Here is a 26169-nt window from a genome sequence, read left to right on the forward strand (position 1 = left end):
ACGCCGCACTCCTTACACTGGGCGGCATGACCATCAGCGAACTGGCCGGTAAACGCGCTCCCCGGAGCCTGCTGACGAACATCCCCCGCCTGGTGGCGCACTACTACGAGACCCGCCCGCTGCCCAGCGACCCGCTGCAACGCGTGGCCTTCGGCACCAGCGGCCACCGCGGCAACAGCCTCGCCGGGACGTTCAACGAGGCGCACATCCTGGCCACCTCCCAGGCCGTCGCCGAGTACCGCGCGCAGGCCGGCATCACCGGGCCGCTGTACATGGGCCTGGACACCCACGCCCTGTCCGAACCCGCCTGGATGACCGCGCTGGAAGTCCTGATCGCCAACGGCGTGCGCGTGCGCGTGCAGCCCGGCATGTTCACGCCCACCCCGCTGGTCAGCCACGCCATCCTGGAACACAACCGCGCCGGAACGGACGGCGTGGCCGACGGGATCGTGATCACGCCCAGTCACAACCCCCCGCAGGACGGCGGCTTCAAGTACAACCCGCCCAGCGGCGGCCCCGCCGACACCGACGTCACGAAGGTCGTGCAGGCCCGCGCCAACCAGATCCTGGAAGACGAACTGCGCGACGTGCGGCGCGTGTCCCTCGAAGACGCCATGGGCGCCCTGGAGGAATTCGACTTCATCACGCCCTACGTCACGCAACTGCCCGAAGTGATCGACCTGGACGTCATCCGCGCCAGCGGCGTGCGGATCGGCGTGGACCCGCTGGGCGGCAGCAGCCTCCCGGTCTGGCAGGCCATCCGGGCGGCGCACGACCTGAACCTGACCATCGTGAACGACGTGATCGACCCCAGCTTCGCGTTCATGAGCGTGGACCGCGACGGCAAGATCCGCATGGACTGCTCCAGCCCCCACGCCATGGCGGGCCTGCTGGCCCTGAAAGGCGATTTCGACGTGGCCATCGGGAACGACCCGGACGCCGACCGGCACGGCATCGTCACCGCCGACGGCCTGATGAACCCCAATCACTACCTCGCCGTGATGATCGAGTACCTGTTCCAGAACCGCCCCGGCTGGCGCGCGGACGCCGCCATCGGCAAGACACTGGTCAGCAGCGCCCTGATCGACCGGGTGGGCGCCAGCATCGGCCGTCGCGTCGTGGAAGTCCCGGTGGGCTTCAAGTACTTTGTGGCGGGCCTGCAGGACGGCTCCTTCGGCTTCGGCGGCGAGGAGAGCGCGGGCGCCAGCTTCCTGCGCCGCGACGGCCGCGCCTGGAGTACCGACAAGGACGGCCTGATCCCCGGCCTCCTCGCCGCCGAGATCACCGCCCGCACCGGCCAGACCCCCAGCGGGCGCTTCGCGGACCTGAGCGCCCGCCTCGGCGCGACCGCCTACGACCGCCAGGACGCCCCCGCCACGCCCGACCAGAAACGCATCCTGGGCAGCCTCTCGCCCGAACAGGTCACCGCTACCACCCTGGGCGGCGACCCCATCACCGCGAAACTCACCCGCGCGCCCGGCAACGACGAACCTATCGGCGGCCTGAAAGTCACCACCGACGAGGCCTGGTTCGCCGCGCGCCCCAGCGGCACCGAGGACGTGTACAAGATCTACGCCGAGAGCTTCCGCGGCCCGGAGCACCTGAAACAGGTCATGAACGAGGCCCGCGATGTGGTCGCCGCCGCGCTGGGAGGCCAGTGACCATGAGCCACGCCCTCACCGACCCGGACAGCACTGGCACCCCCCTCACCGAGGAGGAACTGTTGCAGGTCGTCATCACCCGCGAGGAGATCCGCGACGTGGAATTCGACTGGTTCGCCACCGACACGCGCGGGCACGTCGCGCAGTTCCTGGCCGCCGGGGACGACACCGTCCCGCACGCCGCTCTGCAGAGCGAGGGCTTGCTGGAACGCACGCACGTCTGGATCGACCTGCGCCCCGAAACCGAGGACCCCAACGCCCCCGCCGGAGGCTTCGACGAGCACCTGACGCCCGCCCAGCGGCGCGGCGCGTTCGTGTACGACCGCATTCCCGGCCGGGCGGGCGTGTACCGTCTCGTGGCCGCCCCCCGTACCCCCTTCACCGTCAGCGACATGCCCCCCCACCTCCAGGCGTACCTGAACACCCTGCGCCTGAACGTCAGCTTCGGCGCGCCGCACCTGTTCATCGGCCCGGACGGCCGCGCCCACGAGCTCACCCCAGACGAGGCAGGCCCCCACCCCACCTGAACGCCGCATGAAGGCCGGGCGGGACGGGCAGTACAGTGACCCCCGTGAGTCTCCCGCCGTCCGGCCCGCCCCCTGCCCCACCCGAACTGAACATGACCTTCGAGGACGCCGGCCCGCCCGCCGCGCCCCCACCCGCCGGGCCGAAAAAATCCCTGCGGGCCAACACCCTCATCGTCATGCTCGGCACGCTCGGCTCACGCCTGAGCGGCATCATCCGGCAGCAGATCATCAATACCTTCGCCCCCGCCCTGACCGATGCGTTCCTCGTTGCTGTGAGGGTGCCCAACCTGCTGCGCGAACTGCTGGCCGAGGGTGCGCTCGTCAATTCATTCATCCCGGTGTACAAGACCCTGGACGCTCAGGGACGGCGGGAACTGGCGCAGGCGTTCAGTGGCCTGCTGATTGCCGTCAACCTCCTGCTGATGGCTGCCGGGATCTTCGCCGCGCCGTGGATCGTGGACCTGCTGCTGGGCAGCGACCCGAACGTGGACCGGGAACTGACCCTGTTCATGACGCGCATGCTCATGCCGTTCCTGATGCTGATCAGCCTGTCCGCCATTGCCATGGGCCTGTTGAACGCCGACGAGCACTTTCGCGAAAGCAGTTTCGCGCCCGTGGCCTTCAACATCGCCAGCATCGCCGCGCTCCTGATCCTCCCGAACACGGCCACGTGGCTGGCCTTCGGCTGGCTCATCGGCGGCGTGGCGCAACTGGTCGTGCAGTTACCTGCCCTGAACCGCTTCGGACTGTTGCCCACCCCCAACCTGAAGGGACACCCGGCAGTGGGCCGTGTGCTGAAGCAGATGGCGCCGTTCACGCTGACCGCCGGGGCGCGGCAGTTCCTGAACGTGTACGTGATCAGCCTGTTATCGAACGCGAAGCAGTTCCCCACAGGAACGCAGACGGGGTACAGCAACGCCGAGGCGCTGTTCACGATGGTCAACGGCCTGTTCGTGGTGTCGCCCGTCCTGGCCGTCTTCCCCCGCTTCTCGCAGGCCGCTGCCGAGAAGGACTGGCCGCAGTTCCGCGCGCTGACCGCCAGCACCATCCGCACGACCACGTTTCTGGCTGCCCCTATGAGCGCGCTGTTGCTGGCCCTGGCCCCGTTCGCGATGAGCCTCATCAATCTGGAAGCCCCGGTCGGGAAGGACGACCTGAACAAGTTCACGGCGGGCACCGGCATCCTGCTCGGCTGGTCCCTGGCCCTCGTGCCGTGGGCGCTGGTGACGGTCCTGCTGCGCACCTTCTACGCCCGTGAACGCACCCGTGAGGCCGTGACGATCAGCGCCATCGGCTTCGTGCTGGAGGTCGGTCTGTACCGCCTGCTGGTGCCGGGCCTGGGATTGATCGGCTTCGGCCTGAGCACCACCATCAGCGGCCTGCTGATGACGGCCGCGCTGATCGTGCTGTACCGCCGCGCCGTGGGTTTCCCGGCCCGCGAGGTGACGGGTCACCTGCTGCGCGTCGTGCCACTGGCTGCCGTCTCGGGCGGCGCGGCGTGGCTGATTGCGCGGGCCGTGCCGATCGAGCCGGGCTTCATCCTGACCAGCATTCCCGTGCTGGCCCTGGCGGGCGGCGTGGGCCTCGCCGTGTACCTGGGCGGCGCACTCGCCCTGAAACTGCCGGAAGTGGCGGCGGTGACGCGCCGACTGAAACGCTGATCCGTGGGGGACGTGGGGTGTGGGTCGTGGGAGCAACCTCCTACCACCCGCACCCCACCTCCTACACCCCGTCTACAGTCGGATGCCGATCAGGGCGTAGGCGGCCAGGGCAACCTTCTCGCGCAGCAGGTACGAGCGGTTGACCCGCGCGCTGAGGGGGCTGGCGCTGACGTTGGCGTTCAGGCCGATGGCGCGGGCCAGGGCCAGGGCACGGGGGGCGTGGGCCTCGTCGGTGACGAGCGTGATGGGCGTGTCCGGGCTCAGGGCGGCGCGGGCGTTCTGGAGGTTCTGCACGGTGGTGCGGCTGCGTTCCTCCGCGATCAGGTCGCCTTGCGGCACGCCCTGGTGGGCGAGGTACGTGGTGCCCACGCCGCCTTCGGTGTAGGGGTCGCCGGCGCGGCGGCCGCCCGTGACGACGATCTGTTCCACGTCTCCGGTGCGGTAGAGGGTCAGGGCGTGGTCCAGGCGGCGCTGGAAGGCGGGGCTGGGTTTCCCGGCGTACTGCGCGGCGCCCAGCACGACCAGGGTGGGGTGGGGCGTGGCGGCGTTCTGGACGCGCAGGTTGGGCGTCAGGACGAATCCCGCGACGAGCAGGGCCGCCACGGCCAGTGGCAGCAGGGTGAGGGTGGCGCCCCGTGAACGCATCAGCGGCAGCCTAGCATGAAGAAAATGATAAGCCTGACGGGTTGCGCACTCCTCCCGCGCGGCGCCGTCCGGCTGAGGTGGCCGCGCGGGTGGGGGCGTACAGTATGGAACCTCGGCCAGAGTCGGAACGGGAACGCGTGCTACGCTCGGCCCGTACCCCTGCCGACGTGGCCCCTGCCTACGGGGGCCCCTGCCTACGGGGGAGAGACCTTAACTTATGCCCAGAACCCTTGTCATTGTCGAGTCGCCCGCCAAAGCCCGCACCATCGAGAAGTACCTCGGAAAGGGGTACGCGGTGGAGTCTTCCATCGGGCATATCCGCGACCTGCCGAAAAGTGCGGCGGACATCCCGGAGAAATACAAGGGCAAGGCCTGGGCCCGCCTGGGCCTGGACGTCGAACATGACTTCCAGCCGCTGTACGTCGTGTCGCCCGAGAAGAAGGCGCACGTGGCGAAACTGCGCAAGCTGGCCTCCGAGGCCGACGAGATCATCCTGGCGACCGACGACGACCGCGAGGGCGAGAGCATCGCGTGGCACCTGTTTCAGGAACTGAAGCCCAGGGTGCCGGTCAAGCGGATGGTGTTCCACGAGATCACGCGGGAGGCCATCCAGGCGGCGATTGCCGCGCCGCGCCAGATCGACACGAACCTTGTGGAGGCGCAGGAGGCCCGCCGCGCCCTGGACCGCCTGTACGGCTACGAGGTCAGCCCGGTCCTGTGGAAGAAGGTCAAGCCGAAACTCTCGGCGGGCCGCGTGCAGAGCGTGGCGACCCGCATGCTGGTGGAACGCGAACGCGAACGCATGCGCTTTGTCAGTGCGTCGTGGTGGGACCTGCTGGTCACCGGGAGGACGGCGGACGCGCAGACCTTCCCGGCGCGCCTGACCGAAGTGGCCGGCCCGGATAAGACGATGCAGAAGCTGGCGCTGGGCCGCGACTTCGACCCGCTGACCGGGCGGCTGAAGAGCGGCGTGAATGCCCGCCTGCTGACCGAGGCCGAGGCCCGCGCCCTGGCCGACGGCCTGACCGGGCAGCCCCTGACGGTCACGAGCGCCGAGGAGAAACCCTTCACGCAGCGCCCGTACCCGCCGTTCATCACGTCCACGTTGCAGCAGGAGGGGAGCCGCAAGCTGGGCTTCGCGGCCACGCGCACCATGCGCGCCGCGCAGCGCCTGTACGAGCAGGGCTACATCACGTACATGCGCACCGACAGCACCAACCTGAGCACCGAGGCGGTCACGGCCGCCCGCACGCAGGTCACGCAGATGTACGGCCCCAGTTACCTGTCGCCGCAGCCGCGCGTGTACGCCAAGAAAGCCAAGAACGCCCAGGAGGCCCACGAGGCGATCCGCCCGGCCGGCAGCGCCTTCCGCACGCCCGAGAGCCTGCGCGCCGAACTGAGCGGCGACGAGTGGCGCCTGTACGACCTGATCTGGAAACGCACCGTCGCCTGCCAGATGGCCGACGCGCGTGGCCGCAGCCTGCGCGTCCGCCTGGGCGGCCAGACAAAGGCGGGCGAGGCGGTCGCCCTGAGCGCCTCGGGCCGCACCATCGACTTCCCCGGCTTCCTGCGCGCCTACGTGGAGGGCAGCGACGACCCCGGCGCCGCGCTGGAAGACCGCGAGACGCCCCTGCCGCCCCTGAAGGAAGGCGAGCGCGTCACCGCCGACAGCGTCAAACCCGAGGGCCACGACACGCAACCCCCCGCCCGCTACACCGAGGCGTCGCTGGTGCAGGCGCTGGAAGGCGCGGGCATCGGGCGCCCCAGCACGTACGCCAGCATCCTGGGCACCATCCAGGACCGTGGCTACGCCATCAAGAAGGGGCAGGCGCTGGTGCCGTCCTGGACGGCGTTCGCGACCAGTGCGCTGCTGGAACACCACTTCAGTTCGCTGGTGGACTACGACTTCACCGCCCGGATGGAGGAGGACCTGGACGACATCGCGGGCGGCCGCGCCCAGCGGGTGCCGTACCTGCGCCGCTTCTACCTGGGCGACGACGGCGAGGGCATGGCCCTGCGGCCCCTGATCGACCGGCAGATGGGCGAGATCGACGCGCGCAGCATCGCCACCATCAGCGTGCCCCGCCTGGAAGGCACCGGCATTGAGGTCCGCGTGGGCCGCTACGGGCCGTACATGGAACGCGGCGAGCAGAAAGCCAACCTGCCCGAGGACATGGCCCCCGACGAACTGACCGCCGAGAAGGCCGAGGAGATCATGGCCCGCCCCAGCGGCGAGCGCCCGCTGGGCGTGGACCCCGACACCGGGCACCCCGTCGTGGCCCGCGCCGGACGCTACGGCCCGTACGTGACGCTGGGCGACACCAACCCCCCGGTGCGCAGCGCCAGCCTGTTCCCCACCGACGACCTGAACACCCTGAGCCTGGACCGCGCCCTGAAACTCCTGAGCCTGCCCCGACTGGTCGGCACGAGCGGCGGCGAGGAAGTCTGGGCGCTGAACGGCAAGTACGGCCCGTACCTCAAGCGCGGCACCGACAGCCGCAGCCTGACCAGCCACGAGCAGCTGTTCGAGGTCGGCATCCAGGAGGCCGAGGCGCTGTTCCTGCAACCCCGCTTCGGGAAGGGCCGCGTGGCCGCCCCGCCCCTTCAGACCTTCGAACTGGAGGGCCGCGCGCCCATCCTGCTGAAATCCGGCCGCTTCGGCCCGTACCTGACCGACGGGGAACGCAACGCCACCCTGCGCAAGGGCGAGGACGAGGGCACCCTGAGCGCCGAACGCGCCCTGGAAATCCTGGAGGAACGCGGCAAGGAACCCAAGAAGAAACCCGGCAAGGCCAGCCCCAAGAAAGCGGCCGCCAAAGCCCCGGCCAGGGCAGGCGCGAAGAAACCCGCCGCCAGCAAGGCCAGCACCGCCAAGGCCAGCACTGCCAAGAGCAGCACCGGCAAGACGGGTACAGGGAAGGCGGCTCCCAAGAAACCGGCGACCAAGACCGCTGTCAAGAAAGCTGCCGCGCCCGCCAAGGCCACCTTCACCTGGGCGCAACTCAAGGCCCACCTGGGCGTCCTGAGTGCCCAGGAACAGCAACTCGTGACCGCCACCCGCGAACAGGGCCGCAAGGTCGAGGAAGTGGCCCCCGAACTGGGCCTGGACGTCAAGAAGGCCAAGGGCATGGCGTTGCAGGCCAGCAAGAAACTGAACCAGGCGGCGCGCGGAGAGTAACGTGCCCACCCGCGCCCGCCCCGACACCCCCCAGGCCCTGCACCTGCCCCGGCTGGCGCAGGGCACGCCCGGCGAGTGGGTGCGACTGCCGGGCGGGAACGTGCAGGTCGTGACCCTGAGCGGCACGCTGACCGGCCCGGCCACGCCCGGCTGGCTGGTGTGCCTGACCGGCGAGGCGGTCGTGGACCTGCCCCTGAACAACTTCGTGCGCCTGCGCCCCGGCGAGGGCTATCACGTGACCCCGGAGCAGCCCTGGACGGCCTTCGGGACCCGTGACGGCACCACGCTGCTCCTGAGCGCCGCGGAGTCTGTATGACCCGCCCCGTCCCGCACACCCGCGCCGAGTACCCGTACCATCACCCCACCCCGACCCGCTGGGCGGACAACGACGTGTACGGGCACGTGAACAACGTGACGTACTACGCGTACTTCGACACGGCCGTGAACGCGTACCTCGCGGCGCGCGGCGCGCTGGACATTCACGCGGGCGCGGTGATCGGGCTGGTCGTCGAGAGCGGCTGCGCGTACTTCGCGCCCGCCGCGTTCCCGGACACGCTCAGCGTGGGCCTGCGCGTGGGCCGCCTGGGCAGTAGCAGCGTCCGCTACGAACTGGCCGTGTTCCGCGAAGGGGACGACGCGGCCTGCGCGCAGGGGCATTTCGTCCACGTGTACGTGGACCGCGATACCCGCCGTCCCGCCCCGCTGCCGCCCGCGCTACGCGCCGCGCTGGACGCCCTGCAACCCGGCTGACGGCCCGCACGGAAGGCAGGCGCCCGGCAACGCAACGGCCGGGCGCCTGCCATCTACGGGTTCAGCGTTTCTTCTTCGCGGCCTTCGCCGCCTCCTTGGCCGCCTTCTGCTCGGCCTTGCGGCGCTCCTGCATCTCGCGGCCCATGTCCTCCATCAGCTGCGCGCCCTGGGCGTCCACGGTGCGCTGCAACTCCAGCAGGGTCGTGGCGACCATGTTGTTCAGCACCCGTTCGACCGGTGTGCGCACCCAGCCGTAGCGAACACGGGCGTTCAGGCTGAACGTCACCTCGGTCCCGCCGGGCATCGGTTTGAACACCCAGCCCTGCGTGAGCTTCTCCAGCGGCCCCACGTGCCGGACGCTCTCCCAGCCGCCCCGCTGCGGCGCCTGCAACTGCCCGTACTTCGCGGTGAAACTCAGGCCCAGCAGGCGGCGCGTGAACTTGAACCGCACCAGCGCGTTGTTCGCCAGCCGGGCGTTCTCGCCCTCGTAGTCGGCTTTCGCGAGGTTGGGGTCCCACTTGACGCGCCGCCTGGGTTCCAGCGCCAGCCGGTACAGCACGTCCGGGCGGGCCCTGACCACGATGGTCTGCTTGATGCTGATGGACTCGGACATAGTAACCGTCACTGTAGCGCGAAGCGGCCCGCACCCGCACCGGGACAGTCCTCTCCATCCGGGCTGAAGGCGGGTGCAGCACCCCTTGATCCGGATCAGTCCAGGTAGGCCCGCGCCGGCAGCTGCGACACGCGCAGGTTGAACCGCTCGGCGTACCGCACGCCCGCCAGCCGCCCCACGCCCGCGCGGCCCTCCAGGAACTGCTCTTTCGTCCACTGCCAGCGGTAGAAGTCGTGGTAGTACTCCATCACGCGGCCCGCCACGTCGATGGTGTCCGTGATGTCCACACTGACCTCCGGGTACGGACTGGCCGGCGCGTGGTACTGGTAGAAGCGCACCGGCTCGCGCCACGCGTCCAGGCGGCGCACGTCCTCACCACTCTCCACGGCGTGGTCGCCACTCAGGTCCGGGGCGGGCGGCATGGCAGCCCCGCCGCCCACCTCGTTCACGATCTTCGGAATGCGGGCCAGCGTGATCGCGTCGAAAGCGATCTTCGCGGTCATCCGGTGATCCGGGTGCGGGTGATCGTCACTCCAGGTGATCACGGCGTTCGGCCGGAACCGCGCGTACAGCCGCGCCAGTTGCAGCGCCTCGCCGCGCCCGCCCGTCATGCGGCTGTCCCCCATGTCGAAGAAGTGATGCTGCGCCCCGATCTGCGCCGCCACCCACGCGCCATGCTCACGGCGCACCCGCGTAACCTCCTCGTGAGGCGCGTCCCCGAACTGACTGGCCAGTTCACCCAGCGTCGTCCAGACCAGCATGACCTCGTCGCCACGCGCCGCGTGCTTCGCCAGGGTCCCCATGCACCCGATCTCGTCGTCCGGGTGCGCAAACACAGCCATGATTCGCATGCGCCCCAGCATACGCGCCCACGTCCGGAACCCGTTTTGCTCCTTCTTTGCGGGGCAGCTCTACGAGTCGCATCCGCTCGGATTAAATGGCTTACAAAGCCATTCAATCGGAGTCCGTATCAGCGCAGGAAGCGGATACTCAGCGGGTACCGGTACGGCTGCCCCGCACTGACCCGCACGACCGCCACGATCATGAACACGAACGGCACCAACCCCAGCACCGCCATGACCGGCAGGAAGAACAGGAAAAACGCCCCGAACGTCCCCAGGAACGCCAGCGCCCCCAGGTCCGGCGTGCCCGCCGCCGCCCCCACCGCCCCGCCGATCAGGCCCGCGCTGAACAGCATGAACGCCAGCACCCCCACCACCAGCCCGTACAGCCAGAAACTCAGCTGGAAATTCAGGGCCTCCTTGCCCTGCTCGTCCAGCGCGCCGCTGCGGTCCCGGAACGCCAGCCACGCCACCAGCGGCCCCAGCACGTTCCCCAGCGTCGGCAACAGCAGCCCCGCCAGCGGCGACAGGTGCGTGATGATCGCCGGAGTACGGTCGGGTTCGGGAATGACAGGCAGGGAACGGCTCATGCTTGACAGTACGCCCCGCGCCTCCCTACAGTTCCCAGAATGTCGCGCCCGCACCGCCCCCAGACCGCTGCGCAGAAAGCGCAGGCCGCCGCGCGTGACCGCCAGCCCCTCCCGGCCGGCATCCAGCCCGCGCAACCCGTGGTGGGCGACCACGTCGAACTGTACAGCGACGGCGCCTGCGACACCCAGGCCGGACACGGCGGCTGGGCCACCATCCTCAACTGCAAGGGCCGCGAACTCGTCCTCAGCGGAAACGAGGAAGGCACCACCAACAACCGCATGGAACTGCGCGGCCTGCTCGAGGGCCTGAAAGTCCTCAAACGCCCCTGCCACGTCACGGTCGTCACCGACAGCCAGTACCTCCGCAAGGCCTTCACGGACGGCTGGATCCTGAACTGGCAACGCAACGGCTGGAAAACCGCCGCCAAGGACCCCGTGAAAAACCAGGACCTCTGGGAAGAACTGATCACGCAGGCCAGAACGCACGCCCTGACCTTCGTGTGGGTCAAGGGCCACGCCGGGCACGGCGAGAACGAACGCGTCGACGAACTCGCCGTGCAGGAACGCAAGAAACTGCGGCAGAAGTAACTCAGCGCGCCAGGGTGCAGCGGTATCGGCGGCGCTCCCACTGGCTGGGGAGTTCCTGAATGCGGAAGCCGCTGCGGCGGTAGAAGTCGGCGGCGTCCTCGTCGGTGTCGGCGTTCAGGGTGTCCAGGTTCAGGGCGGTCATCAGGCTGTGCAGGAGGGCGCGGGTGTGGCCCTGCCGGGCGTGATCGGGGTGCGTGCCGAGGTGCTGCACGGTGCCTGCGTGCCCGCTGACGGTCAGGCCCGCCGCGCTGACGGGCATGCCGCTGACCTCCCAGGTGTGCAGTTGCCAGTCCGGGTCGGTGCGGTAGCGGCGCAGAGTGGTCTGAAGGCGGGCCGGGTCCGGGTACATGGAGCGGTTCAGTAGCGCGTCAGTGTCCGGGGTGGGCGGAGTGTGGAGGCGCAGCATGCCCGGCAGGGTAGAGGGGCGGTGTGCGGGGGTGCATCGGCCAGTGTGCGGATTCGCGGCGGTGGGCGCTGGCCTAGGCTGGGCGTATGACCCTGCTGCCGCCTGCTGACTCCCTGCCCGACCCGCCCGCCCTGTCGGACGCGGCGCGCTGGCGGACGTTCCTGTGGCTGTGGGGGTCGCAGGCGCTGAGTGTGCTGGGGGGCGGCCTGAGTGCGTTTGCCATGAACATCTACCTGACGCAGTCGCGTTTTCCGCTGGAGGCGCAGAAGCCGGAGCTGGCGGCGGCGCTGGCCCTGACCGGGCTGGGGTGGGGCGCGGCGGCGATTCTGGGGGCTCCGCTGGCGGGGGCGCTGGCGGACCGCTGGAACCGGCGGCGCATGATGATCACCTGTGACCTGCTGGGGGCGCTGCTGCTGGTGCTGGGCGTGCTGATGGTCACGCTGGGCACGCCGCCCGTGTGGCTGCTGACGCTGTTCACGGCCGCGCTGGGTCTGGTGGGTACGTTTCACGGGTCGGCATTCGACACGAGTTACTCGTCGCTGGTGACGCGGGACCGCCTGCCGCGCGCCAACGGCCTGATGCAGACCCTCTGGAGCCTGTCGGGGCTGCTGAGTCCGGCGCTGGCGGCGCTGCTGATCGGCCTGCCGGCCCTGGCGCGGCAGGGAGAGGTGCCCCTGCTGGCGGGGGCACTGGCGGGTCTGCCGGACGGTGTGGCGCTGGCGCTGGGCATTGACGCGGCGTCGTTCCTGCTGGCGGCGCTGGTGGTGTCGCGCCTGCACTGGCCGCAACCGCCCCGTCAGGACGGGGGGCGTGGCCGGCCCTCGCTGGCGCAGGACATGCGTTTCGGGTGGTCGTTCATCGGGCGGCGGCCTGCGCTGCTGCACCTGCTGCTGACCTTCGCGGGCGTGAACCTGCTGACCAGCGGCGTGGGCGTCCTGCACCCCCTGCTGGTGCGCTTCACGCTGGGCACCCCGGTCGACGGGACCGGCGCGGCCCTGGCGACCCTCTGGACGGCCCTGAGTGCCGGTGGGCTGCTGGGCGGCCTGCTGGTCAGCGTGACGGGCGGCCTGAAGCGGCGGCGGGTGCTGGGCGTGCTGCTGCCCATGATCGCCGCCGGGACCGCGCACGCCCTGAGCGGCGTGGCGGGCAGCCTGCCCCTGACGGCCGCGTGCGTGCTGGCCTTCGGGGTGATGACGCCGGTCATGAACGCGCACTCGCAGAGCATCTGGCAGGCGCAGGTCGCGCCGGAACTGCAGGGCCGGGTGTTCAGCGTGCGCCGACTGATCGCACAGTTCACCGCGCCCCTCAGTACCGCGCTGGCCGGACTGCTCGCCGCGCACGGCGGGGCCGGGTCGATCCTGCTGTGGTCCGGAGCACTCATGGCCGTCCTGGCGAGCGCGCAACTCCTGAACCCGCACCTGCGCCGCGTGGAGGACCCCCTGCCCGAAGCGCCGCCGCTGACGGCGTGATACGGACTCCGATTGAATGGCTCATAAAGCCGTTCAATCCGAGCGGAGCGAGCAGGAGAGAAACGGGTTCCGGGCGTGGAGTTGGCAACCCGGTGTTGTTCCGGGTTGTTAACGAAACAGACGGAATCCGTATGAATCCGGCAGCAGTGGGGGGACGCCATCGGTCGGCGTCCCCCCTTCATATTCCGTGCTTCAGCCCTGCCGGTCGAGCCAACCGGCCAGCCACGGCAGTTTCGTCTGCACCTTGTCCCGCAGGCCGCTCCAGTAGCGGTGGGACCAGCCTTCGAGGTTGCGCTGCTTGCCGCGCGCGACGGCCAGGGCGCCCTCGGGCACGTCGTCGTGGACGGTGCTGCCGCCCGCGATGAAGGCGGCGTCCCCGATCACGCGGGGCGCGACGATGGTGGAGTTACTGCCGATGAACACGCCCGCGCCGATGCGGCTGGGGTGTTTGTTCACGCCGTCGAAGTTCGCGATGATGGTCCCGGCCCCCACGTTCGTCTCGTCGCCGATGCTCACGTCGCCCAGGTACGCGAGGTGCCCGGCCTTCACGCCCTGCGCCAGCTGGGCGTTCTTGGTCTCCACGAAGTTCCCGATGTGGACCGCCTCGCCCAGCACGGTGCCGGGGCGCAGGCGCGCGAACGGCCCCACGTCGCTGCGCGCGCCCACCTGCGCGCCTTCCAGCACGCTGTGCGGCTTCACGACCACGCCCTCAGCCAGCACGCTGTCCGTGACGACCGAGTACGCGCCGATCTGGGCGCCGTCCGCCACGCGCGTGTCGCCGCGCAGGATCACGCCGGGTTCCAGCGTCACGTCGCGGCCCAGCACGACCGTGTCCTCGATGTACACCGTCTCCGGCATGTGGATGGTCACCCCGGCCCGCATGTGCGCCTGCGTGATGCGCGCCCGGATGATGTTCTCCGCCTCGGCCAGCCCGGTGCGGTCGTTGGCGCCCATCACCTCGTCCGGGTCGTTCAGGCGGAAGGCGTGCGCCTCGGCCCCCTCGGCGCGGTACAGGCCCAGCAGGTCCGTCAGGTAGTACTCGCCGCTGGCGTTCTCGTTCGTGATGCGGTGGGCCAGTTCGTTCGCGCGGGCGTCCATCAGGTATACGCCCGAGTTGAATTCACCCACGGCGCGTTCCTCGGGCGTGGCGTCCTTCTGCTCCACGATGCGTTCCACGTTCCCCTGCGCGTCCCGGATGATCCGGCCGTACCCGGTGGCGTCCGGCAGCACGCCGGTCAGGACCGTGAACGCCCCGCTGCGCTCGCGGTGGTCGGCCAGCAGGTCGCGCAGCGTCTCGGTGCGCAGCAGCGGCGTGTCGCCGTACAGCACCAGCACGTCCGCCTCCCGGTGGTCGTCCAGGGCGTCCATGCCCGCCAGGAACGCGTGGCCGGTGCCCAGCTGCTGCTCCTGGCGTGCGAACACCACGCCGCTGCCGGCCAGGGCCGCCTCGACCGCCTCGGCCCCGTGTCCGGTCACGACGACCACGTTCCGCGCGCCCAGTTCCCGCGCGGCCTTCACGGCCCACGCGACCATCGGGCGGCCCGCGACCGGGTGCAGCACCTTCGGCAGCGAGGATTTCATGCGGGTGCCCTGGCCGGCGGCCAGGATCACCACGTCCAGCGGACGGTTCGTATCAGTCATACCGCCCAGCAGTGTACCAGCGCACCCGAAATCCGCCGCACGAATCCGTGCCGCCCACCCCGCGCCGCCCGTGACAGCGGCAGGGGCCGCCACGTTCCTGCGTGACGGCCCCTGCGTGCGTACGGATCAGGAAGGCTTGAGGGTCGTGTCGGCCGGCGCAGCGGCGGGCGCGCCCCGGCGGCGCAGGCGCACCAGCATCCAGATGCTGACCAGGATCAGCGGAATGCTGATCACGTGCGTGTCCGTGAACAGGCCGATGCCGGGGGCGTCCAGACCCTGGTTCAGGTACGCCCTGGGCGACAGGGGGTTCAGGCGGAAGGTTTCCTCCCAGCCGGCGCGCAGCACCGAGTACCACAGCCAGAACTGCCAGAACGCCCAGCCGGGAATGCGGCTGCGCAGCCAGAAGTAGGCCGCGACCGACAGGATCACGCCGATGATCACGCCGTACAGCTGCGCGAAGTGGACGGGCGCGGTCATGACCATCTGCCCGCCGATCTGCTGGCAGTACTGCGACAGGTCCAGGTCCGGGTTGGGGTTGCGCACGCACATGCCGTCATGGAAGGCGCGGGCGCTGTCGGGCCAGCGGTAGCCGACCGGCCAGCCGGTCACGCGGCCCACGGTGTCCGTGCCGTTCATGATGTTCCCGATGCGCCCGCCGATGATCCCGAACGCCACGCCAGGCACGCACAGGTCCGCGTAGCGGTAGAAGTCCATGCCCTTGCGCCGCGCGTAGTACAGCATGACCAGAATCCCGCCGATCAGGCCGCCGTGAATGCTGATGCCGCCCTGCCGGAGGTTCACGATGTCCAGCAGCACGCGCGGGAACGGCGTGTTCTCGAACTGGTTCCAGGAGGTCGCCACGAACACGATCCGCGCGCCCACCAGTCCCCAGATGATCATCCAGAGAATCATGTCGTTGAAGAGGTCCACGTCCAGGCCGCGTTCGCGCGCCATTTTCGTGCCGACCCACACGCCTGCCACGATGCCGAGCGTGATGAGCACGCCATACCAGGCAATCGTGAAACTGCCTATCTGAAGAAATACAGGATCCATACGTGCCTCGCAGTCTAGGGCTTTCTGCCCGCCGGGGTCCGGGCCGACGCGGCCGGCCGCATTCCGGCAGAAAGGAGGCGCGTCCGGCTGCTGCGAGCCTGAACGCGCCAGGGAAAGGTGGAAGGGGAGCGGTGGGGGGTTACAGGCCCAGGGCGGGCGTCTCGTCGGCGCTGTCCTCGATGGGCGGCAGGCGGAACGCGCGCGACAGGATCACGCCCAGTTCGTACAGCACGTACAGCGGCACGGCGACCATCAGCATGCTGGTGGGGTCCGGGGTGGGCGTGATGACAGCCGCGAAGATCATGATCACGATCAGCGCGACGCGCCAGCCCTTGCGCAGCATGGTGTGGTTCACAATCCCGATGCGGGTCAGGATCACCGACAGGATCGGCAGTTCGAACGACAGCCCGAACGCGATCAGGAACGTCGTGACCGTCCCGATGTAGTCGCGCAGGTTCAGCAGCGGCGTGACCGACCCGGCCAGGAAGTCCAGCAGGAACCCCACCATGGTCGGCAGGACCAGGTAGTACCCGAACACCGCGCCGCCCATGAACGAGAACCCCGCCCCGATGATGAACGGAAGCGCCCAGCGCCGCTCGTGGTCGTACAGGCCCGGCGCGATGAATGCCCACACCTGCGACAGGATGAACGGCAACGCCAGCGCGAACCCCGCCCAGAACGAGATGTTCAGCGACAGTACGAACTGATCGGTCAGGCCCTGCGTGACCACCGCCACATCCCCGGCACGGTACTGCTCGCTGGCGTTCAGCGGCACCTTGGTCAGGTCAATCAGCTGCACGCGGTACTGGAAGGCCACGACCAGTCCCACCGCCAGGAAGATCACGCTGATCACGATGCGTTTACGCAGTTCGTCCAGGTGGTCGAACAGCGGCGCGCTTTTCAGGTTGGCGTTCGGATCGGCGGTCATGGCCCGGTCCTCAGTTGCGCCGTTCGGTGACGGGCGCGGCCTTCTCAGTGACGATCGGGGTGCCGGTCACGGGGTCCAGTTGACGCGAGGCGACGTCCGTGACGGGCGCGACCGGCTCCTGCGTCTCCTTCTTGAATTCCTTGATGCCCTGCCCCAGGCCCTTGCCGAGCTCCGGGAGTTTGCGGGCGCCGAAGATCAGGGCGATGACGACAACGATCAGGATGATTTCGAGGGGTCCCATGATGTGGCTCCTTGCGGGCCGGGCTGCTGCGCGGCCACGGGGTGAATGAGGTCGGGGGGCGGGAGGGAGGTCCGGGTTCCAGTCGGGCGGGAACGCTTCTGACATGAAGGTATGCGATGGCGCCGGAATCGGATCAGACGCAGCTCACCTATCAAACCTTAATGGGGGCCGGTCAGCGGAGCGTGAAAGGCACGCCGGGCGGCGCCTGGACGGCTGCCGTCAGATGCTCCAGCCGCCGTCCACGAGCAGTTCCTGTCCCGTTATATACGCGGCTTCCCTGGAGGCCAGGAACGCCACGGCCGCCGCGACCTCGTTCGGCTCGCCGAAGCGCCGGGCCGGGATGCGCGCCGCGAGCTTCTGCGCGTCCTGCGGGTCGGCGTGCAGCTGCCGCAGGCGCTCGGTGGCGGTGTAGCCGGGCGCGACCGTGTTGCAGGTCACGCCGTCGGCCGCGACCTCCAGCGCCAGCGTCCGCAGGTAGTTCGTCACGCCGGCCCGCAGCGCGTTGCTGACTGGCAGGGTGGGGGAGGGCCGGCCCACCGTCAGGCTCGTGACGGCGATCACCCGCCCCCAGCCGCGCGCGCGCATGCCGGGCACGGTCGCGTTCGCCAGCCGCACGGTGCTCATGAATGTCGTCTGGAAGCCCTGCGCCCAGGCGTCCTCGCTGACGCCGCTGGGCAGTCCGGCCGCCGGGCCGCCCGCGTTGCTGACCAGGATGTCCACGTCACCGGCCGCCGCCACGGCCGCCTGCACGCCCTCCGGGGTGCTGACATCCGCCACCACCCAGCGCGCCCCGATGGCGTCGGCGGCGCGTTTCAGGGCGTCCTCGCCGCGCGCCGCGACCGTCACGTGCGCCCCCATGCGGATCAGGTCGTGCGCCGCCGCCAGCCCGATGCCCTTACTGCCACCCGTCACCAGCGCGCGCCTGCCGTCCAGTCGAAACAGCGTCATGCCCACCAGGGTACACCCGCCCCCCACGCGCCCGCCGGGCAGACGTTACCCTGCCCGCCATGACCCACCCCGACCCTGCCCACCCTGACCGTGCCCATCCTGACCCGGCCCGGCTGGCCGTCCTGATCGTGGTCGCCACGCCCGGCGAGGCCGCGCACCTGAGCGCCCTGCCCGGCGAGTTCCGGGAGCGGCTGCGCGTGCAGGTCACGGTCAGCGGCGTGGGGCCGGTCGCGGCGGCCCTCGCCACTCAGCGTGCCCTGCTGGCCGCCCCGTACGCCCTGGCGATCAGCGCCGGGATCGGCGGCGCTTACCCCGCCTCGGGCCTGCAACCGGGCGAACTGGCGGTGTCCAGCCGCATCGTCCAGGCGGACCTGGGCGCCTGGGACGACGGGCAGTTCCTGAACTTCACGGCGCTGGGCCTGTCCGTCCTGCCCCCCGCACCCGAGGGAGCCGTGCCGCCCGCAGACCCGGCCGTGACCGCCGGGGACTTTCCCGCCTGGGACCGGGCCGCGCAGGTCGCGGCGCGCGCCGGGGCGCGGCTGGGGCCGCTGCTGACGCTGGGCAGCGTCACGGGCGACCACGCGGCGGCGCGGCACCTTCAGGCCCGGCACCCCGGCGCCCTCACCGAGGGCATGGAGGGGGCCGGGGTGGCGCACGCCGCGCTGCTGGCAGGTGTGCCCAGCCTGGAGGTGCGTGGCGTGAGCAACCCCGTCGGCCCCCGCGACCGCGCCGCGTGGCGCATCCCGCAGGCGCTCGCCGCGACCCGCCGGGGCGTGGAGGCCGCGCTGCTGACCCTGCTGGACGACTGAACGCACTACAAGCGCGCCGCCCCGCATGAAGGGGACGGCGCGCTGCGGCGGGTCAGGTTAGTTGGGGTTCAGGAGCGACTGCACCGGCGTCACCTGCGCCGGGAAGGTGACGGTCACGTTCACGGTCGTCCCGGCGGGCGTGGCGGGGTCCACGTTGATCCAGTGGCTCGCCAGGACCGGCGGGTTCGGCTGCGGGTCGATGGCGCGCACCAGCACCCGCCCCTGCGCCGGCACGAACGCACACCAGCTTTCCGGCGCGGCCGTGAAGGCCCGGACCGGCAGGACGCTCTGGAGCGTCAGGTCGTCCGGCGTCGCCCAGTACTCGATCAGCAGGCTCGCCTGCACGCGGTTCAGGTCGGCGCTGGCCACGTCCAGCTGAATCTCGACGGCGTCCGCACGGTTCGGCACGAGGTTCATCCAGCCGGGAACCACCAGGCGGCCACTCTGGGCACTCTTGAACTGCTGCGGAGCGGGATCAGTCATGCCTGACAGAGTAGCGCGCGGCTCCCGTTCCTGCCGCCCACCCGACGGGCGGCGTGCCGGACCCTCAGCCGCGCTGCGCCGTGCGGATCACGGCCCGCACCGCCAGGAACCCCACCACGAAGAACAGCAGCGGAGTGAGGTTCACGCTGATCTCGGCATCTTTCTCGGGCTCCAGCGGGTTCTGACGACGGTACTTGATCATGCCCCCAGCCTACGGCACCCCGCCGGGCCGGGCCTTAAGTCACACTTGCGACTCCCGCACCCCGCCCGGCTGTCCGGCCCAGGCGACCCCCCTGTGAGCCTGCCCGTTGCGCCCGCCCCGCGCCGGGGGGTAGAACTGCGCCCGTGACCACCCCCACCGACGCCCCCGCCACCATGCGCGCCCTGAGCAAACAACACGCCCAGGAGGGCATCTGGATGACCGAGGCGCCGGTCCCCACCCCCGGCCCGAACGACCTGCTGATCAGGGTCCGCAAGGGCAGTATCTGCGGCACCGACGTCCACATCTACAAGTGGGACACCTGGGCGCAGAAGACCATCCCCGTGCCCATGATCGTCGGGCACGAGTACGTGGGCACGGTCGCCGCGATCGGCAGCGAGGTGCGCGGCTTCCAGATCGGGGACCGCGTCAGCGGCGAGGGTCACGTCACCTGCGGCCACTGCCGCAACTGCCGCGCCGGGCGCCGCCACCTGTGCCGCAACACCCTGGGCGTCGGCGTGAACCGCCCCGGCTCCTTCGCCGAGTACCTCGTGCTGCCCGCCTTCAACGCCTTCAAACTCCCGGACGACATTCCCGACGACATCGCCGCGATCTTCGACCCGTTCGGGAACGCCGTGCACACCGCCCTGAGCTTCGATCTGGTCGGCGAGGACGTCCTGATCACTGGCGCCGGCCCCATCGGCGTGATGGCCGCCGCCGTTGCCAAACACGTCGGCGCGCGCAACGTCGTCATCACCGACATCAACGACTACCGCCTGGACCTCGCCCGCCAGATGGGCGTCACCCGCGCCGTGAACGTCGCCCACGAGGACCTCCGCGCCGTCATGCAGGAACTCGGCATGACCGAGGGCTTCGACGTCGGCCTGGAAATGAGCGGCTCCGGCCCCGCCTTCGCGCAGATGGTGGACGTCATGAACAACGGCGGCAAGATCGCCCTCCTCGGCATCCCCGCCGGCCGCGTGGACATCGACTGGAACGGCGTGATTTTCAAGATGCTGACCATCAAGGGCATCTACGGCCGCGAGATGTTCGAAACTTGGTACAAGATGGCCGCCCTGATCCAGTCCGGCCTGGACCTGAGCCCCATCATCACCCACCACTACCCCATCAGCGAGTACCAGAAGGGCTTCGACGCCATGCTCGGTGGCCAGAGCGGCAAGGTCATCCTGAACTGGGAGTGACGGGCGCGGGAGGCGGGGCGCGGTTCAGGCGCCCCCCATCAATTCGGCTGGAAAGGGCGGCACGCACCAGCGTCCGCTGACGCCGGGTGGCACCTGAAGCAACCTCAACCACACGGCCTCCCCGGCAGCCAGCGGTCCGATCAGGAACGCCTCGGCATCGATGCCGACCTCGCCGTCATCATTCACCTGTGGATCGAACCCGATCTCGAATTCGGGTCCGGTCGGGTCGGACCAGAACAGCCGCGCCGATTCCATGACCGGTTCCAGGGTGAGCCGCAGTCCACGCAGCCGCAGGACGACCCCGTGAGCGAGGTCGCAGTGCCAGATGTCCTGATCTTGCCTCCAGGCGGGAGTCGTGGTCATTGTACCCAGTGTAGGAGCCGCGCGCCGTTTCCCCCTCGCCATCTGGCGGATGCCCCGCCGCGCTTCCCTGCGGCATGCTGCGTCGCATGAGCGTTCTCGTGCAGGTGTGGTGGCCCGGTGATCCGGGTGCCCTCGCCTGCTGACGTTCATCGTCGCGCCGCGCCCGGATTCAGTGTCCGGGCGCGGCTTTTTTGTGTCTCTCGCGGAGGAGTGGATCATGTCGAATACAGGTAATGGAATGGGGGAGAGGATGGAGGGGCGGCCGCGCGTGCTGACCGGGGACCGCCCGACGGGCCGGTTGCACCTGGGGCATCTGGCGGGGTCGTTGCGGTCGCGGGTGGCGTTGCAGGACTCGCACGAGGTGTTCGTGCTGGTCGCGGATGTGCAGGGCCTGACCGATCATTTCGAGCGGCCGGACGTGCTGCGCCGGAACATTCCGGAGGTGATGCTGGACTACCTGGGCGCGGGCCTGGACCCGGCGCGGGTGACGTTCGTGCGCCAGTCGGGCGTGCCGGAACTGACCGAGCTGACCGTGTACCTGCTGAACCTCGTGACCGTGTCGAAGCTGCGGCAGAACCCCACCGTGAAGACGGAAATTGCGCAGAAGGGTTTCGGCGATTCGGTCCCGGCGGGGTTCTTCATCTACCCGGCGGCGCAGGTGGCGGACGTCACGGCGTTCGGCGCGCAGGTCGTCCCGGTCGGAGAGGACCAGCTGCCCATGCTGGAGCTGACGCGCGAGGTGGTGCGGCGCTTCAACGGGCTGTACGGGCCAGCCGCCGACGGCACGGACGTGCTGGTGGAGCCGCAGGCGCTCCTGTCCGCGTCGCCGCGCCTGCCGGGCCTGGATGGGCAGGCGAAGATGGGCAAGAGCCTCGGCAACGCCGCGTACCTGAGCGACCCGCCGGACGAACTGCGGGACAAGGTGATGGGCATGTTCACCGACCCCGCCCACCTGCGCGCCAGCGACCCCGGACAGGTCGAGGGCAACCCGGTGTTCGCGTACCTGGACGCCTTCGACCCGGACCCGGCGCGCGTGCAGGCCCTGAAGGACCACTACCGCGCCGGGGGCCTGGGCGACGTGACCGTCAAACGGCACCTGCTGGACGTGCTGGACGCCGAACTGACCCCCATCCGCGAACGCCGCGCCACGTACGCACAGGACCCGCAGGCCGTCATGGACCTCCTGCGGAGCGGCACGCAGCGGGGCCGCGAGGTCGCCGCGCACACGCTGGCGCAGGTGCGGGCCGCGCTGCACCTGGGGGAGGAGGCAGCCCGGCTGTAGCAAGGGGGGAGTGGGTGGGGGCCACTCCCCACCGCGCCCGCAACCCACAGCCCCTCTGCCCACTTTTCCTGAGTGTGGTCGTGTTAACCTGCTTGCTGGAGGCCCGGCACCCGGTCCTGGCGGCGTGACGGCCGCCGTGGGAGTCTGGTGGGTGCCGAGGCGATAAACGACTCATGGACTACTACGAACTGCTGGGCGTGGCCCGTACGGCGAGTGCCGATGAAATCAAATCCGCTTACCGCAAACTGGCGTTGAAGTACCACCCGGACCGCAACAAGGAAGAGGGCGCGGCCGAGAAGTTCACGCAGATCAACGAGGCCTACGCGGTCCTCAGTGACGCCGAGAAACGCGCGCACTTCGACCGGTACGGCAGCGCGCCGGGCGCCGGGATGCCGGGCGGCGACCCGTTCGGCGGGATGGGCGGCGCGGGCTTCGACCCGATGGACATCTTCGAGCAGCTGTTCGGCGGCGCGGTGGGCGGCCGGGGTGGCCGCCGGGGTCCGGCGCGCGGCGACGACCTGGAAACCGAGGCGCACGTCACGCTGGCGCAGGCCCGCGCGGGCGAGGAGATTCAGGTCAGCGTGGACCGCCTGACCGCCTGCGATCACTGCCACGGCACGAAAACCGAGCCGGGCGGGAAACCCCCGAAAACCTGCCCCACCTGCGGCGGCGCGGGCGCGGTGCGGGCGCAGGCGCGCACGATCTTCGGCGTGGTCGAGACGCAGCAGGCCTGCCCCACCTGCCGGGGCGAGGGTCAGACCGTTCAGGACCCCTGCACGGTCTGTAAGGGCCGGGGCCGCACTCTGAAGACCGAGCAGGTCAGCGTGAAACTCCCCAGAGGGATCGACGAGGGTTACCGCATCCGCGTGAGCGGCATGGGCAACGAGGGTCCGGGCGGGAACGGCGACCTGTACGTGCACATCGAGATGGAGAAACACCCGGAGTTGCGCCGCGAGCAGGAGCACCTGATCCACACGGCGAAGATCGGCTTCGCGAAGGCCGCGCTGGGCGGGCAGGTCACGGTCCCCACCCTGGACGGCCCGCAGGTGGTCGAGGTGAAGGCCGGCACGCAGCACGGCGAACTGCACCGCCTGCGCGGCCAGGGCATGCCGCGCCTCCAGGGGTCCGGCACGGGCGACCTGATCGTCGAGTACGACGTCATCGTGCCCAAACCCGGCCAGCTGACCCCCGAGGCGCGCGAGGCCCTGCACGCCTACGCCCGCGCCGTCGGCGACGAGGTGAACGAGAAGCACGAGAGCCTGCTCGGCAAGGTCGGGAAGATCTTCCGGGGCGAGTAAGGGAGTAGATGGTTGAAAGTTGATGGTTGATGGAGTCAGACCCCATCAACCATCAACTTTCAACCTGCAACCTGAACTCGTCTTTCAGGGCGGTCAGGGCCGCGTGGTGCCCGGCCATGCCGTGAATGCCGCCGCCAGGGGGCGTGGCGCTGGAGCACAGGTACACCCCCCTCACGGGCGTGCGGTACGGGGTGGGCGTGGGCACCGGGCGGGCCAGCAGGCCGGGCAGGTCGCCGCGCCCGCCGTTCACGTCGCCGCCATGAAAGACCGGGCTGAACGCCTGGAGTTGCGTGGCGGTCGTGCAGGTGCGGGCCAGGATCAGCTCCTGCCAGCCGGGCGCGAAGCGGTCGATCTGCCCTTCGATCTGTGCCTGGGCGTCCTGGTCGCTGCCGTTCGGGACGTGCGCGTAGGCCCAGAAGGTGTGCCCCCCGGCGGGGGCGCGGCCCGGGTCGAACAGGGTGTGCTGCGCGCCCAGCACGTACGGGCGGGCGGGCACCTGCCGCCCCGCCTCGCGTTCCGAGGTGGCGATCTCCGGCGCGAGGCCGCCCAGGTGGACGGTCGCGGCGCGGGCCACGCGCGGGTCCTGCCAGGGCATGGGGGCAGACAGGGCGTAATCGAACTTCTGGATGCCGGGGCCGTAGCGGTAGCCTTCCAGCGCGGCGCGGTAGCGGGCGGGGGCGCGGTCGCCCAGGATGCCCAGAAGCGCGGCGGGGCTGCTGTCCACCAGGGTCACGCGGGCGGGCGGCAGGTCGCGGGCGTCCGTGACGGTCACGCCGGTCACGACCGTGCCGCCCAGGTACTCCAGGTAGGCGCGCAGCGCGTCGGCCAGCGCCTGCGCGCCCCCACGCGGGAACGGCCAGCCGACCGCGTGGCCCAGCAGCGCCAGCACCAGCGTCATGGCGGACGTGCCGGGCGTGCCCAGCGGCAGGCAGCTGTGCGCGGCCAGTCCGGCCCACAGGGCGCGGGCCTCGGGCGTGCGGAACAGGGTCTGGCCCAGCAGCGCGGCGGGCGGCAGGCCCCGCACGCCGAAGCGCGCCAGGGTCACGGGGTGCGAGGGCACGCGCGGCAGCGGGCGCAGGATGTCGTCCAGCAGGCCCTCCCAGTCGTCCAGCAGCGGGGCCATCAGGCGCACCCAGGCGGGACCGTCGCGGCCCAGCGCGTCGGCGGTGGCGTGCAGGTCGCGTTCCAGCGTCACGCTGCGCCCGCCGGGCAGCGGGTGCGCCACGGGCGCGTCCGGGTGAATCCAGTCCAGCCCGAAGGCGTGCAGCGGCCACTGCCGGAACGCGGGGCTCGCGGCGGCCAGCGGGTGAATCGCGGACCCGAAGTCATGCACGAAGCCGGGCAGGGTCAGGGTCGCGCTGCTCAGGCCGCCCCCGACCCGGCCGTGCGCCTCGATCACCTGCACGCGCAGCCCCGCGCGGGCCAGCGTCACGGCGGCCGACAGGCCGTTCGGTCCGGCCCCGACCACGACGGCGTCCAGCGGGGGGGGCGGTCCTGCGGGGGGGGCGGTCATGCGGGCAGCCTACCGCCCGGCGCGGGCCGTCCCTGTTGAACAGACGTTCATGAGCGGGGCGGCCCGTGTCCCCGGCGCGGGCACGCCTGCGCTCCATGACACCCGTGGGGGCGGACAGGTATGCTGCTTGGCGGCCGGTTCCGCGCCGCAGGCCCCCCCCCTTCCTGCCGGCGTTCACGGGAACCGCGTTGCGTGCCGCCCCACCGCCCCCCTTTCCTTCCGGAGGATCACCCCTTGTCCGTTTCCAACCGCGCCCCGTCCGAACTGCTGAACAGTCGTCGTTCCCCCCTGCTGGTGTTCTCCGGCCAGAGCAACCGCGCCCTGGCCCAGTCCATCTGCGACCACCTGGGGGTGCCGCTGGGGCGCAGCAAGACCGAGAAGTTCACGAACGACAACATCATCGTGCACTACGAGGAGTCCCTGCGAGAAGGCGACGTGTTCATCGTGCAGACCTTCAGCACGCCCGTCAGCGACGCCATCATGGAACTGATGCTGATGATCGACGCCGCCAAGAGCGCCAGCGCCGGGCGCGTCACGGCCGTCATCCCGTACTACTCGTACGCGCGCAGCGACAAGAAGGACAGCCCCCGCATCTCCATCGCCGGGCGCCTCGTCGCGGACCTGCTTCAGGAGGCTGGCGCGGACCGCATCCTGACCATGACCCTGCACGCCCCGCAGGTCCACGGCTTCTTCAAGGTGCCGGTCGATCACCTGTCCGCCGATCTGGTCCTCAGCCAGCACTTCAAGAGCTGCGTGCCCGACGCGCACAACGGCGTGGTCCTCGCCCCCGACGCGGGCAGCATCAAGCGCGCCTCCCAGATCGCCCGTCGCCTCGACAGCGGACTGGCCATGATCGACAAGGAACGCATCTCGGACACCGAGGTCCGCCCCCGCGCCCTGATCGGTGACGTGGAAGGCAAGACCGTGTTCATCGTGGACGACGAGATCAGCACCGCCGGGTCGCTGGTGGAGACCGTGAACATCGCCCGCAGCATGGGCGCCAAGGACGTGTACGTGGCCGTCACGCACGGCGTGTACACCGGCCCGGCCATCCAGCGCATCGCGGGCCTGGACGTCACGCAGGTCGCCAGCACGAACACCGTCCTGGTGCCCGACTCGAAGGTCGAGGCAGCCAACGGCAAGCTGGCCGTGCTGGACGTGGCCCCGCTGTTCGCGGACGCCATCACGAACATCCACACCGGCGCGAGCGTCAGCACCCTGTTCACCTGATCACAGCGGCGGGGAAGGCGGGAAGGCGATCACGCGGTCACCTTCCCGC

At 70.3% G+C, this 26169-nt stretch carries 27 protein-coding genes; 13 read left to right on the forward strand and 14 right to left on the reverse strand.

Annotated features, from left to right (window positions below; genetic code table 11):
* Nucleotides 1–26 precede the first annotated feature (26 nt).
* The 3 genes from pgm to murJ all read left to right on the forward strand — a co-directional run bounded on the left by pgm (nucleotide 27) and on the right by murJ (nucleotide 3849).
* Complete coding sequence (gene pgm / locus CBQ26_RS09370; RefSeq protein ID WP_088248358.1) at nucleotides 27–1661, forward strand: phosphoglucomutase (alpha-D-glucose-1,6-bisphosphate-dependent); 1635 nt, start codon at nucleotides 27–29, stop codon at nucleotides 1659–1661.
* 2 nt (nucleotides 1662–1663) lie between these two features.
* Nucleotides 1664–2188 carry a hypothetical protein gene (locus tag CBQ26_RS09375; protein WP_229844335.1) on the forward strand — a complete coding sequence of 175 codons (525 nt, stop codon included), beginning with the start codon at nucleotides 1664–1666 and terminating at the stop codon, nucleotides 2186–2188.
* Between the two features lie 92 nt (nucleotides 2189–2280).
* On the forward strand, nucleotides 2281–3849 hold the full coding sequence (gene murJ, locus CBQ26_RS09380; RefSeq protein ID WP_088248444.1) for a murein biosynthesis integral membrane protein MurJ: 1569 nt from the start codon (nucleotides 2281–2283) through the stop codon (nucleotides 3847–3849).
* Between the two features lie 72 nt (nucleotides 3850–3921).
* On the opposite strand, the gene CBQ26_RS09385 is transcribed toward murJ, so the two are convergent.
* Nucleotides 3922–4494 (reverse strand): YdcF family protein, encoded by a 573-nt coding sequence (locus CBQ26_RS09385; RefSeq protein ID WP_088248359.1) that lies wholly within the window; start codon nucleotides 4492–4494, stop codon nucleotides 3922–3924.
* Between the two features lie 217 nt (nucleotides 4495–4711).
* On the opposite strand from CBQ26_RS09385, the gene topA reads away from it, so the two are divergent.
* Genes topA through CBQ26_RS09400 form a run of 3 tightly spaced genes read left to right on the forward strand, consistent with a single transcriptional unit; the run spans nucleotide 4712 to nucleotide 8422 of the window.
* A complete protein-coding gene (gene topA, locus CBQ26_RS09390) occupies nucleotides 4712–7672 on the forward strand; it encodes a type I DNA topoisomerase (RefSeq protein WP_088248360.1) in 2961 nt (986 codons plus the stop codon).
* 1 nt (nucleotide 7673) lies between these two features.
* Nucleotides 7674–7988: a hypothetical protein gene (locus CBQ26_RS09395; RefSeq protein ID WP_088248361.1), complete on the forward strand. Its 315-nt coding sequence runs from the start codon at nucleotides 7674–7676 to the stop codon at nucleotides 7986–7988.
* The gene (locus CBQ26_RS09400; protein WP_088248362.1) at nucleotides 7985–8422 is read left to right on the forward strand and encodes an acyl-CoA thioesterase; all 438 of its coding nucleotides are present in this window, start codon (nucleotides 7985–7987) and stop codon (nucleotides 8420–8422) included. The genes CBQ26_RS09395 and CBQ26_RS09400 overlap by 4 nt, the downstream gene beginning before the upstream one ends.
* Before the next feature lie 61 nt (nucleotides 8423–8483).
* Here CBQ26_RS09400 and CBQ26_RS09405 read toward each other — a convergent pair whose 3' ends face one another.
* The 3 genes from CBQ26_RS09405 to CBQ26_RS09415 form a co-directional block, all read right to left on the reverse strand.
* Nucleotides 8484–9035, reverse strand: coding sequence for an SRPBCC family protein (locus CBQ26_RS09405; protein ID WP_088248363.1), 552 nt, complete (start codon nucleotides 9033–9035; stop codon nucleotides 8484–8486).
* Between the two features lie 95 nt (nucleotides 9036–9130).
* Complete coding sequence (locus CBQ26_RS09410; RefSeq protein ID WP_088248364.1) at nucleotides 9131–9886, reverse strand: PIG-L deacetylase family protein; 756 nt, start codon at nucleotides 9884–9886, stop codon at nucleotides 9131–9133.
* Nucleotides 9887–10005: 119 nt separating this feature from the next.
* The gene (locus CBQ26_RS09415; protein ID WP_088248365.1) at nucleotides 10006–10467 is read right to left on the reverse strand and encodes a DUF4870 domain-containing protein; all 462 of its coding nucleotides are present in this window, start codon (nucleotides 10465–10467) and stop codon (nucleotides 10006–10008) included.
* 39 nt (nucleotides 10468–10506) lie between these two features.
* Between CBQ26_RS09415 and rnhA the strand changes: the two genes are divergently transcribed.
* Nucleotides 10507–11055 (forward strand): ribonuclease HI, encoded by a 549-nt coding sequence (rnhA, locus tag CBQ26_RS09420; RefSeq protein ID WP_088248366.1) that lies wholly within the window; start codon nucleotides 10507–10509, stop codon nucleotides 11053–11055.
* Between the two features lies 1 nt (nucleotide 11056).
* Here the strand turns inward: rnhA and CBQ26_RS09425 are convergent, their stop codons facing one another.
* Complete coding sequence (locus CBQ26_RS09425; protein WP_088248367.1) at nucleotides 11057–11461, reverse strand: GNAT family N-acetyltransferase; 405 nt, start codon at nucleotides 11459–11461, stop codon at nucleotides 11057–11059.
* Nucleotides 11462–11547: 86 nt separating this feature from the next.
* On the opposite strand from CBQ26_RS09425, the gene CBQ26_RS09430 reads away from it, so the two are divergent.
* Nucleotides 11548–12930 carry an MFS transporter gene (locus tag CBQ26_RS09430; RefSeq protein ID WP_088248368.1) on the forward strand — a complete coding sequence of 461 codons (1383 nt, stop codon included), beginning with the start codon at nucleotides 11548–11550 and terminating at the stop codon, nucleotides 12928–12930.
* A gap of 192 nt (nucleotides 12931–13122) precedes the next feature.
* Here the strand turns inward: CBQ26_RS09430 and glmU are convergent, their stop codons facing one another.
* The 5 genes from glmU to CBQ26_RS09455 form a co-directional block, all read right to left on the reverse strand.
* On the reverse strand, nucleotides 13123–14571 hold the full coding sequence (glmU, locus tag CBQ26_RS09435; RefSeq protein ID WP_088248369.1) for a bifunctional UDP-N-acetylglucosamine diphosphorylase/glucosamine-1-phosphate N-acetyltransferase GlmU: 1449 nt from the start codon (nucleotides 14569–14571) through the stop codon (nucleotides 13123–13125).
* 126 nt (nucleotides 14572–14697) lie between these two features.
* A complete protein-coding gene (locus tag CBQ26_RS09440) occupies nucleotides 14698–15624 on the reverse strand; it encodes a prolipoprotein diacylglyceryl transferase (protein WP_088248370.1) in 927 nt (308 codons plus the stop codon).
* Between the two features lie 139 nt (nucleotides 15625–15763).
* Nucleotides 15764–16552 carry a twin-arginine translocase subunit TatC gene (gene tatC / locus CBQ26_RS09445; RefSeq protein ID WP_088248371.1) on the reverse strand — a complete coding sequence of 263 codons (789 nt, stop codon included), beginning with the start codon at nucleotides 16550–16552 and terminating at the stop codon, nucleotides 15764–15766.
* 10 nt (nucleotides 16553–16562) lie between these two features.
* The gene (locus tag CBQ26_RS09450) at nucleotides 16563–16793 is read right to left on the reverse strand and encodes a twin-arginine translocase TatA/TatE family subunit (protein ID WP_088248372.1); all 231 of its coding nucleotides are present in this window, start codon (nucleotides 16791–16793) and stop codon (nucleotides 16563–16565) included.
* 219 nt (nucleotides 16794–17012) lie between these two features.
* A complete protein-coding gene (locus CBQ26_RS09455; RefSeq protein WP_088248373.1) occupies nucleotides 17013–17741 on the reverse strand; it encodes an SDR family oxidoreductase in 729 nt (242 codons plus the stop codon).
* Between the two features lie 59 nt (nucleotides 17742–17800).
* On the opposite strand from CBQ26_RS09455, the gene mqnB reads away from it, so the two are divergent.
* Nucleotides 17801–18550, forward strand: a complete 750-nt coding sequence (mqnB, locus tag CBQ26_RS09460) for a futalosine hydrolase (protein WP_088248374.1) — start codon at nucleotides 17801–17803, stop codon at nucleotides 18548–18550.
* 57 nt (nucleotides 18551–18607) lie between these two features.
* Here the strand turns inward: mqnB and CBQ26_RS09465 are convergent, their stop codons facing one another.
* Both CBQ26_RS09465 and CBQ26_RS21855 read right to left on the reverse strand, forming a co-directional pair.
* On the reverse strand, nucleotides 18608–19033 hold the full coding sequence (locus CBQ26_RS09465; RefSeq protein ID WP_088248375.1) for a uracil-DNA glycosylase: 426 nt from the start codon (nucleotides 19031–19033) through the stop codon (nucleotides 18608–18610).
* Nucleotides 19034–19097: 64 nt separating this feature from the next.
* Complete coding sequence (locus CBQ26_RS21855) at nucleotides 19098–19235, reverse strand: hypothetical protein (RefSeq protein ID WP_168174551.1); 138 nt, start codon at nucleotides 19233–19235, stop codon at nucleotides 19098–19100.
* Nucleotides 19236–19408: 173 nt separating this feature from the next.
* On the opposite strand from CBQ26_RS21855, the gene tdh reads away from it, so the two are divergent.
* The gene (gene tdh / locus CBQ26_RS09470; RefSeq protein ID WP_088248445.1) at nucleotides 19409–20434 is read left to right on the forward strand and encodes an L-threonine 3-dehydrogenase; all 1026 of its coding nucleotides are present in this window, start codon (nucleotides 19409–19411) and stop codon (nucleotides 20432–20434) included.
* Nucleotides 20435–20458: 24 nt separating this feature from the next.
* Here tdh and CBQ26_RS09475 read toward each other — a convergent pair whose 3' ends face one another.
* Entirely contained in the window at nucleotides 20459–20797 is a 339-nt protein-coding gene (locus CBQ26_RS09475; protein ID WP_088248376.1) for a hypothetical protein, read from the reverse strand.
* Between the two features lie 250 nt (nucleotides 20798–21047).
* Here CBQ26_RS09475 and trpS point away from each other — a divergent pair, with 250 nt between their 5' ends.
* A complete protein-coding gene (gene trpS, locus CBQ26_RS09480) occupies nucleotides 21048–22079 on the forward strand; it encodes a tryptophan--tRNA ligase (protein WP_088248377.1) in 1032 nt (343 codons plus the stop codon).
* A gap of 173 nt (nucleotides 22080–22252) precedes the next feature.
* Nucleotides 22253–23377 carry a molecular chaperone DnaJ gene (gene dnaJ / locus CBQ26_RS09485; RefSeq protein WP_088248378.1) on the forward strand — a complete coding sequence of 375 codons (1125 nt, stop codon included), beginning with the start codon at nucleotides 22253–22255 and terminating at the stop codon, nucleotides 23375–23377.
* Nucleotides 23378–23429: 52 nt separating this feature from the next.
* On the opposite strand, the gene CBQ26_RS09490 is transcribed toward dnaJ, so the two are convergent.
* Nucleotides 23430–24890 (reverse strand): phytoene desaturase family protein, encoded by a 1461-nt coding sequence (locus tag CBQ26_RS09490; protein ID WP_088248379.1) that lies wholly within the window; start codon nucleotides 24888–24890, stop codon nucleotides 23430–23432.
* 234 nt (nucleotides 24891–25124) lie between these two features.
* Here CBQ26_RS09490 and CBQ26_RS09495 point away from each other — a divergent pair, with 234 nt between their 5' ends.
* Nucleotides 25125–26120, forward strand: a complete 996-nt coding sequence (locus tag CBQ26_RS09495; RefSeq protein ID WP_088248380.1) for a ribose-phosphate diphosphokinase — start codon at nucleotides 25125–25127, stop codon at nucleotides 26118–26120.
* The last annotated feature ends 49 nt before the right edge of the window (nucleotides 26121–26169 follow it).

Origin of the sequence: Deinococcus indicus, assembly GCF_002198095.1 — a bacterium.
Lineage (GTDB): Bacteria > Deinococcota > Deinococci > Deinococcales > Deinococcaceae > Deinococcus > Deinococcus caeni.

Excerpts from the sequence above, each read along its gene's own strand:
- mqnB (WP_088248374.1), top strand. The coding sequence starts at position 17,801 with ATGACCCACCCCGACCCTGCCCACCCTGACCGTGCCCATCCTGACCCG.
- glmU (WP_088248369.1), bottom strand. The coding sequence starts at position 14,571 with ATGACTGATACGAACCGTCCGCTGGACGTGGTGATCCTGGCCGCCGGC.
- CBQ26_RS09400 (WP_088248362.1), top strand. The coding sequence starts at position 7,985 with ATGACCCGCCCCGTCCCGCACACCCGCGCCGAGTACCCGTACCATCAC.
- topA (WP_088248360.1), top strand. The coding sequence starts at position 4,712 with ATGCCCAGAACCCTTGTCATTGTCGAGTCGCCCGCCAAAGCCCGCACC.
- pgm (WP_088248358.1), top strand. The coding sequence starts at position 27 with ATGACCATCAGCGAACTGGCCGGTAAACGCGCTCCCCGGAGCCTGCTG.
- CBQ26_RS21855 (WP_168174551.1), bottom strand. The coding sequence starts at position 19,235 with ATGATCAAGTACCGTCGTCAGAACCCGCTGGAGCCCGAGAAAGATGCC.
- CBQ26_RS09440 (WP_088248370.1), bottom strand. The coding sequence starts at position 15,624 with ATGGATCCTGTATTTCTTCAGATAGGCAGTTTCACGATTGCCTGGTAT.
- CBQ26_RS09450 (WP_088248372.1), bottom strand. The coding sequence starts at position 16,793 with ATGGGACCCCTCGAAATCATCCTGATCGTTGTCGTCATCGCCCTGATC.
- tdh (WP_088248445.1), top strand. The coding sequence starts at position 19,409 with ATGCGCGCCCTGAGCAAACAACACGCCCAGGAGGGCATCTGGATGACC.
- CBQ26_RS09375 (WP_229844335.1), top strand. The coding sequence starts at position 1,664 with ATGAGCCACGCCCTCACCGACCCGGACAGCACTGGCACCCCCCTCACC.
- CBQ26_RS09385 (WP_088248359.1), bottom strand. The coding sequence starts at position 4,494 with ATGCGTTCACGGGGCGCCACCCTCACCCTGCTGCCACTGGCCGTGGCG.
- CBQ26_RS09455 (WP_088248373.1), bottom strand. The coding sequence starts at position 17,741 with ATGACGCTGTTTCGACTGGACGGCAGGCGCGCGCTGGTGACGGGTGGC.
- CBQ26_RS09425 (WP_088248367.1), bottom strand. The coding sequence starts at position 11,461 with ATGCTGCGCCTCCACACTCCGCCCACCCCGGACACTGACGCGCTACTG.
- CBQ26_RS09415 (WP_088248365.1), bottom strand. The coding sequence starts at position 10,467 with ATGAGCCGTTCCCTGCCTGTCATTCCCGAACCCGACCGTACTCCGGCG.
- CBQ26_RS09465 (WP_088248375.1), bottom strand. The coding sequence starts at position 19,033 with ATGACTGATCCCGCTCCGCAGCAGTTCAAGAGTGCCCAGAGTGGCCGC.
- tatC (WP_088248371.1), bottom strand. The coding sequence starts at position 16,552 with ATGACCGCCGATCCGAACGCCAACCTGAAAAGCGCGCCGCTGTTCGAC.
- murJ (WP_088248444.1), top strand. The coding sequence starts at position 2,281 with ATGACCTTCGAGGACGCCGGCCCGCCCGCCGCGCCCCCACCCGCCGGG.
- CBQ26_RS09475 (WP_088248376.1), bottom strand. The coding sequence starts at position 20,797 with ATGACCACGACTCCCGCCTGGAGGCAAGATCAGGACATCTGGCACTGC.
- CBQ26_RS09410 (WP_088248364.1), bottom strand. The coding sequence starts at position 9,886 with ATGCGAATCATGGCTGTGTTTGCGCACCCGGACGACGAGATCGGGTGC.
- CBQ26_RS09405 (WP_088248363.1), bottom strand. The coding sequence starts at position 9,035 with ATGTCCGAGTCCATCAGCATCAAGCAGACCATCGTGGTCAGGGCCCGC.
- dnaJ (WP_088248378.1), top strand. The coding sequence starts at position 22,253 with ATGGACTACTACGAACTGCTGGGCGTGGCCCGTACGGCGAGTGCCGAT.
- CBQ26_RS09490 (WP_088248379.1), bottom strand. The coding sequence starts at position 24,890 with ATGACCGCCCCCCCCGCAGGACCGCCCCCCCCGCTGGACGCCGTCGTG.
- CBQ26_RS09430 (WP_088248368.1), top strand. The coding sequence starts at position 11,548 with ATGACCCTGCTGCCGCCTGCTGACTCCCTGCCCGACCCGCCCGCCCTG.
- rnhA (WP_088248366.1), top strand. The coding sequence starts at position 10,507 with ATGTCGCGCCCGCACCGCCCCCAGACCGCTGCGCAGAAAGCGCAGGCC.
- trpS (WP_088248377.1), top strand. The coding sequence starts at position 21,048 with ATGGAGGGGCGGCCGCGCGTGCTGACCGGGGACCGCCCGACGGGCCGG.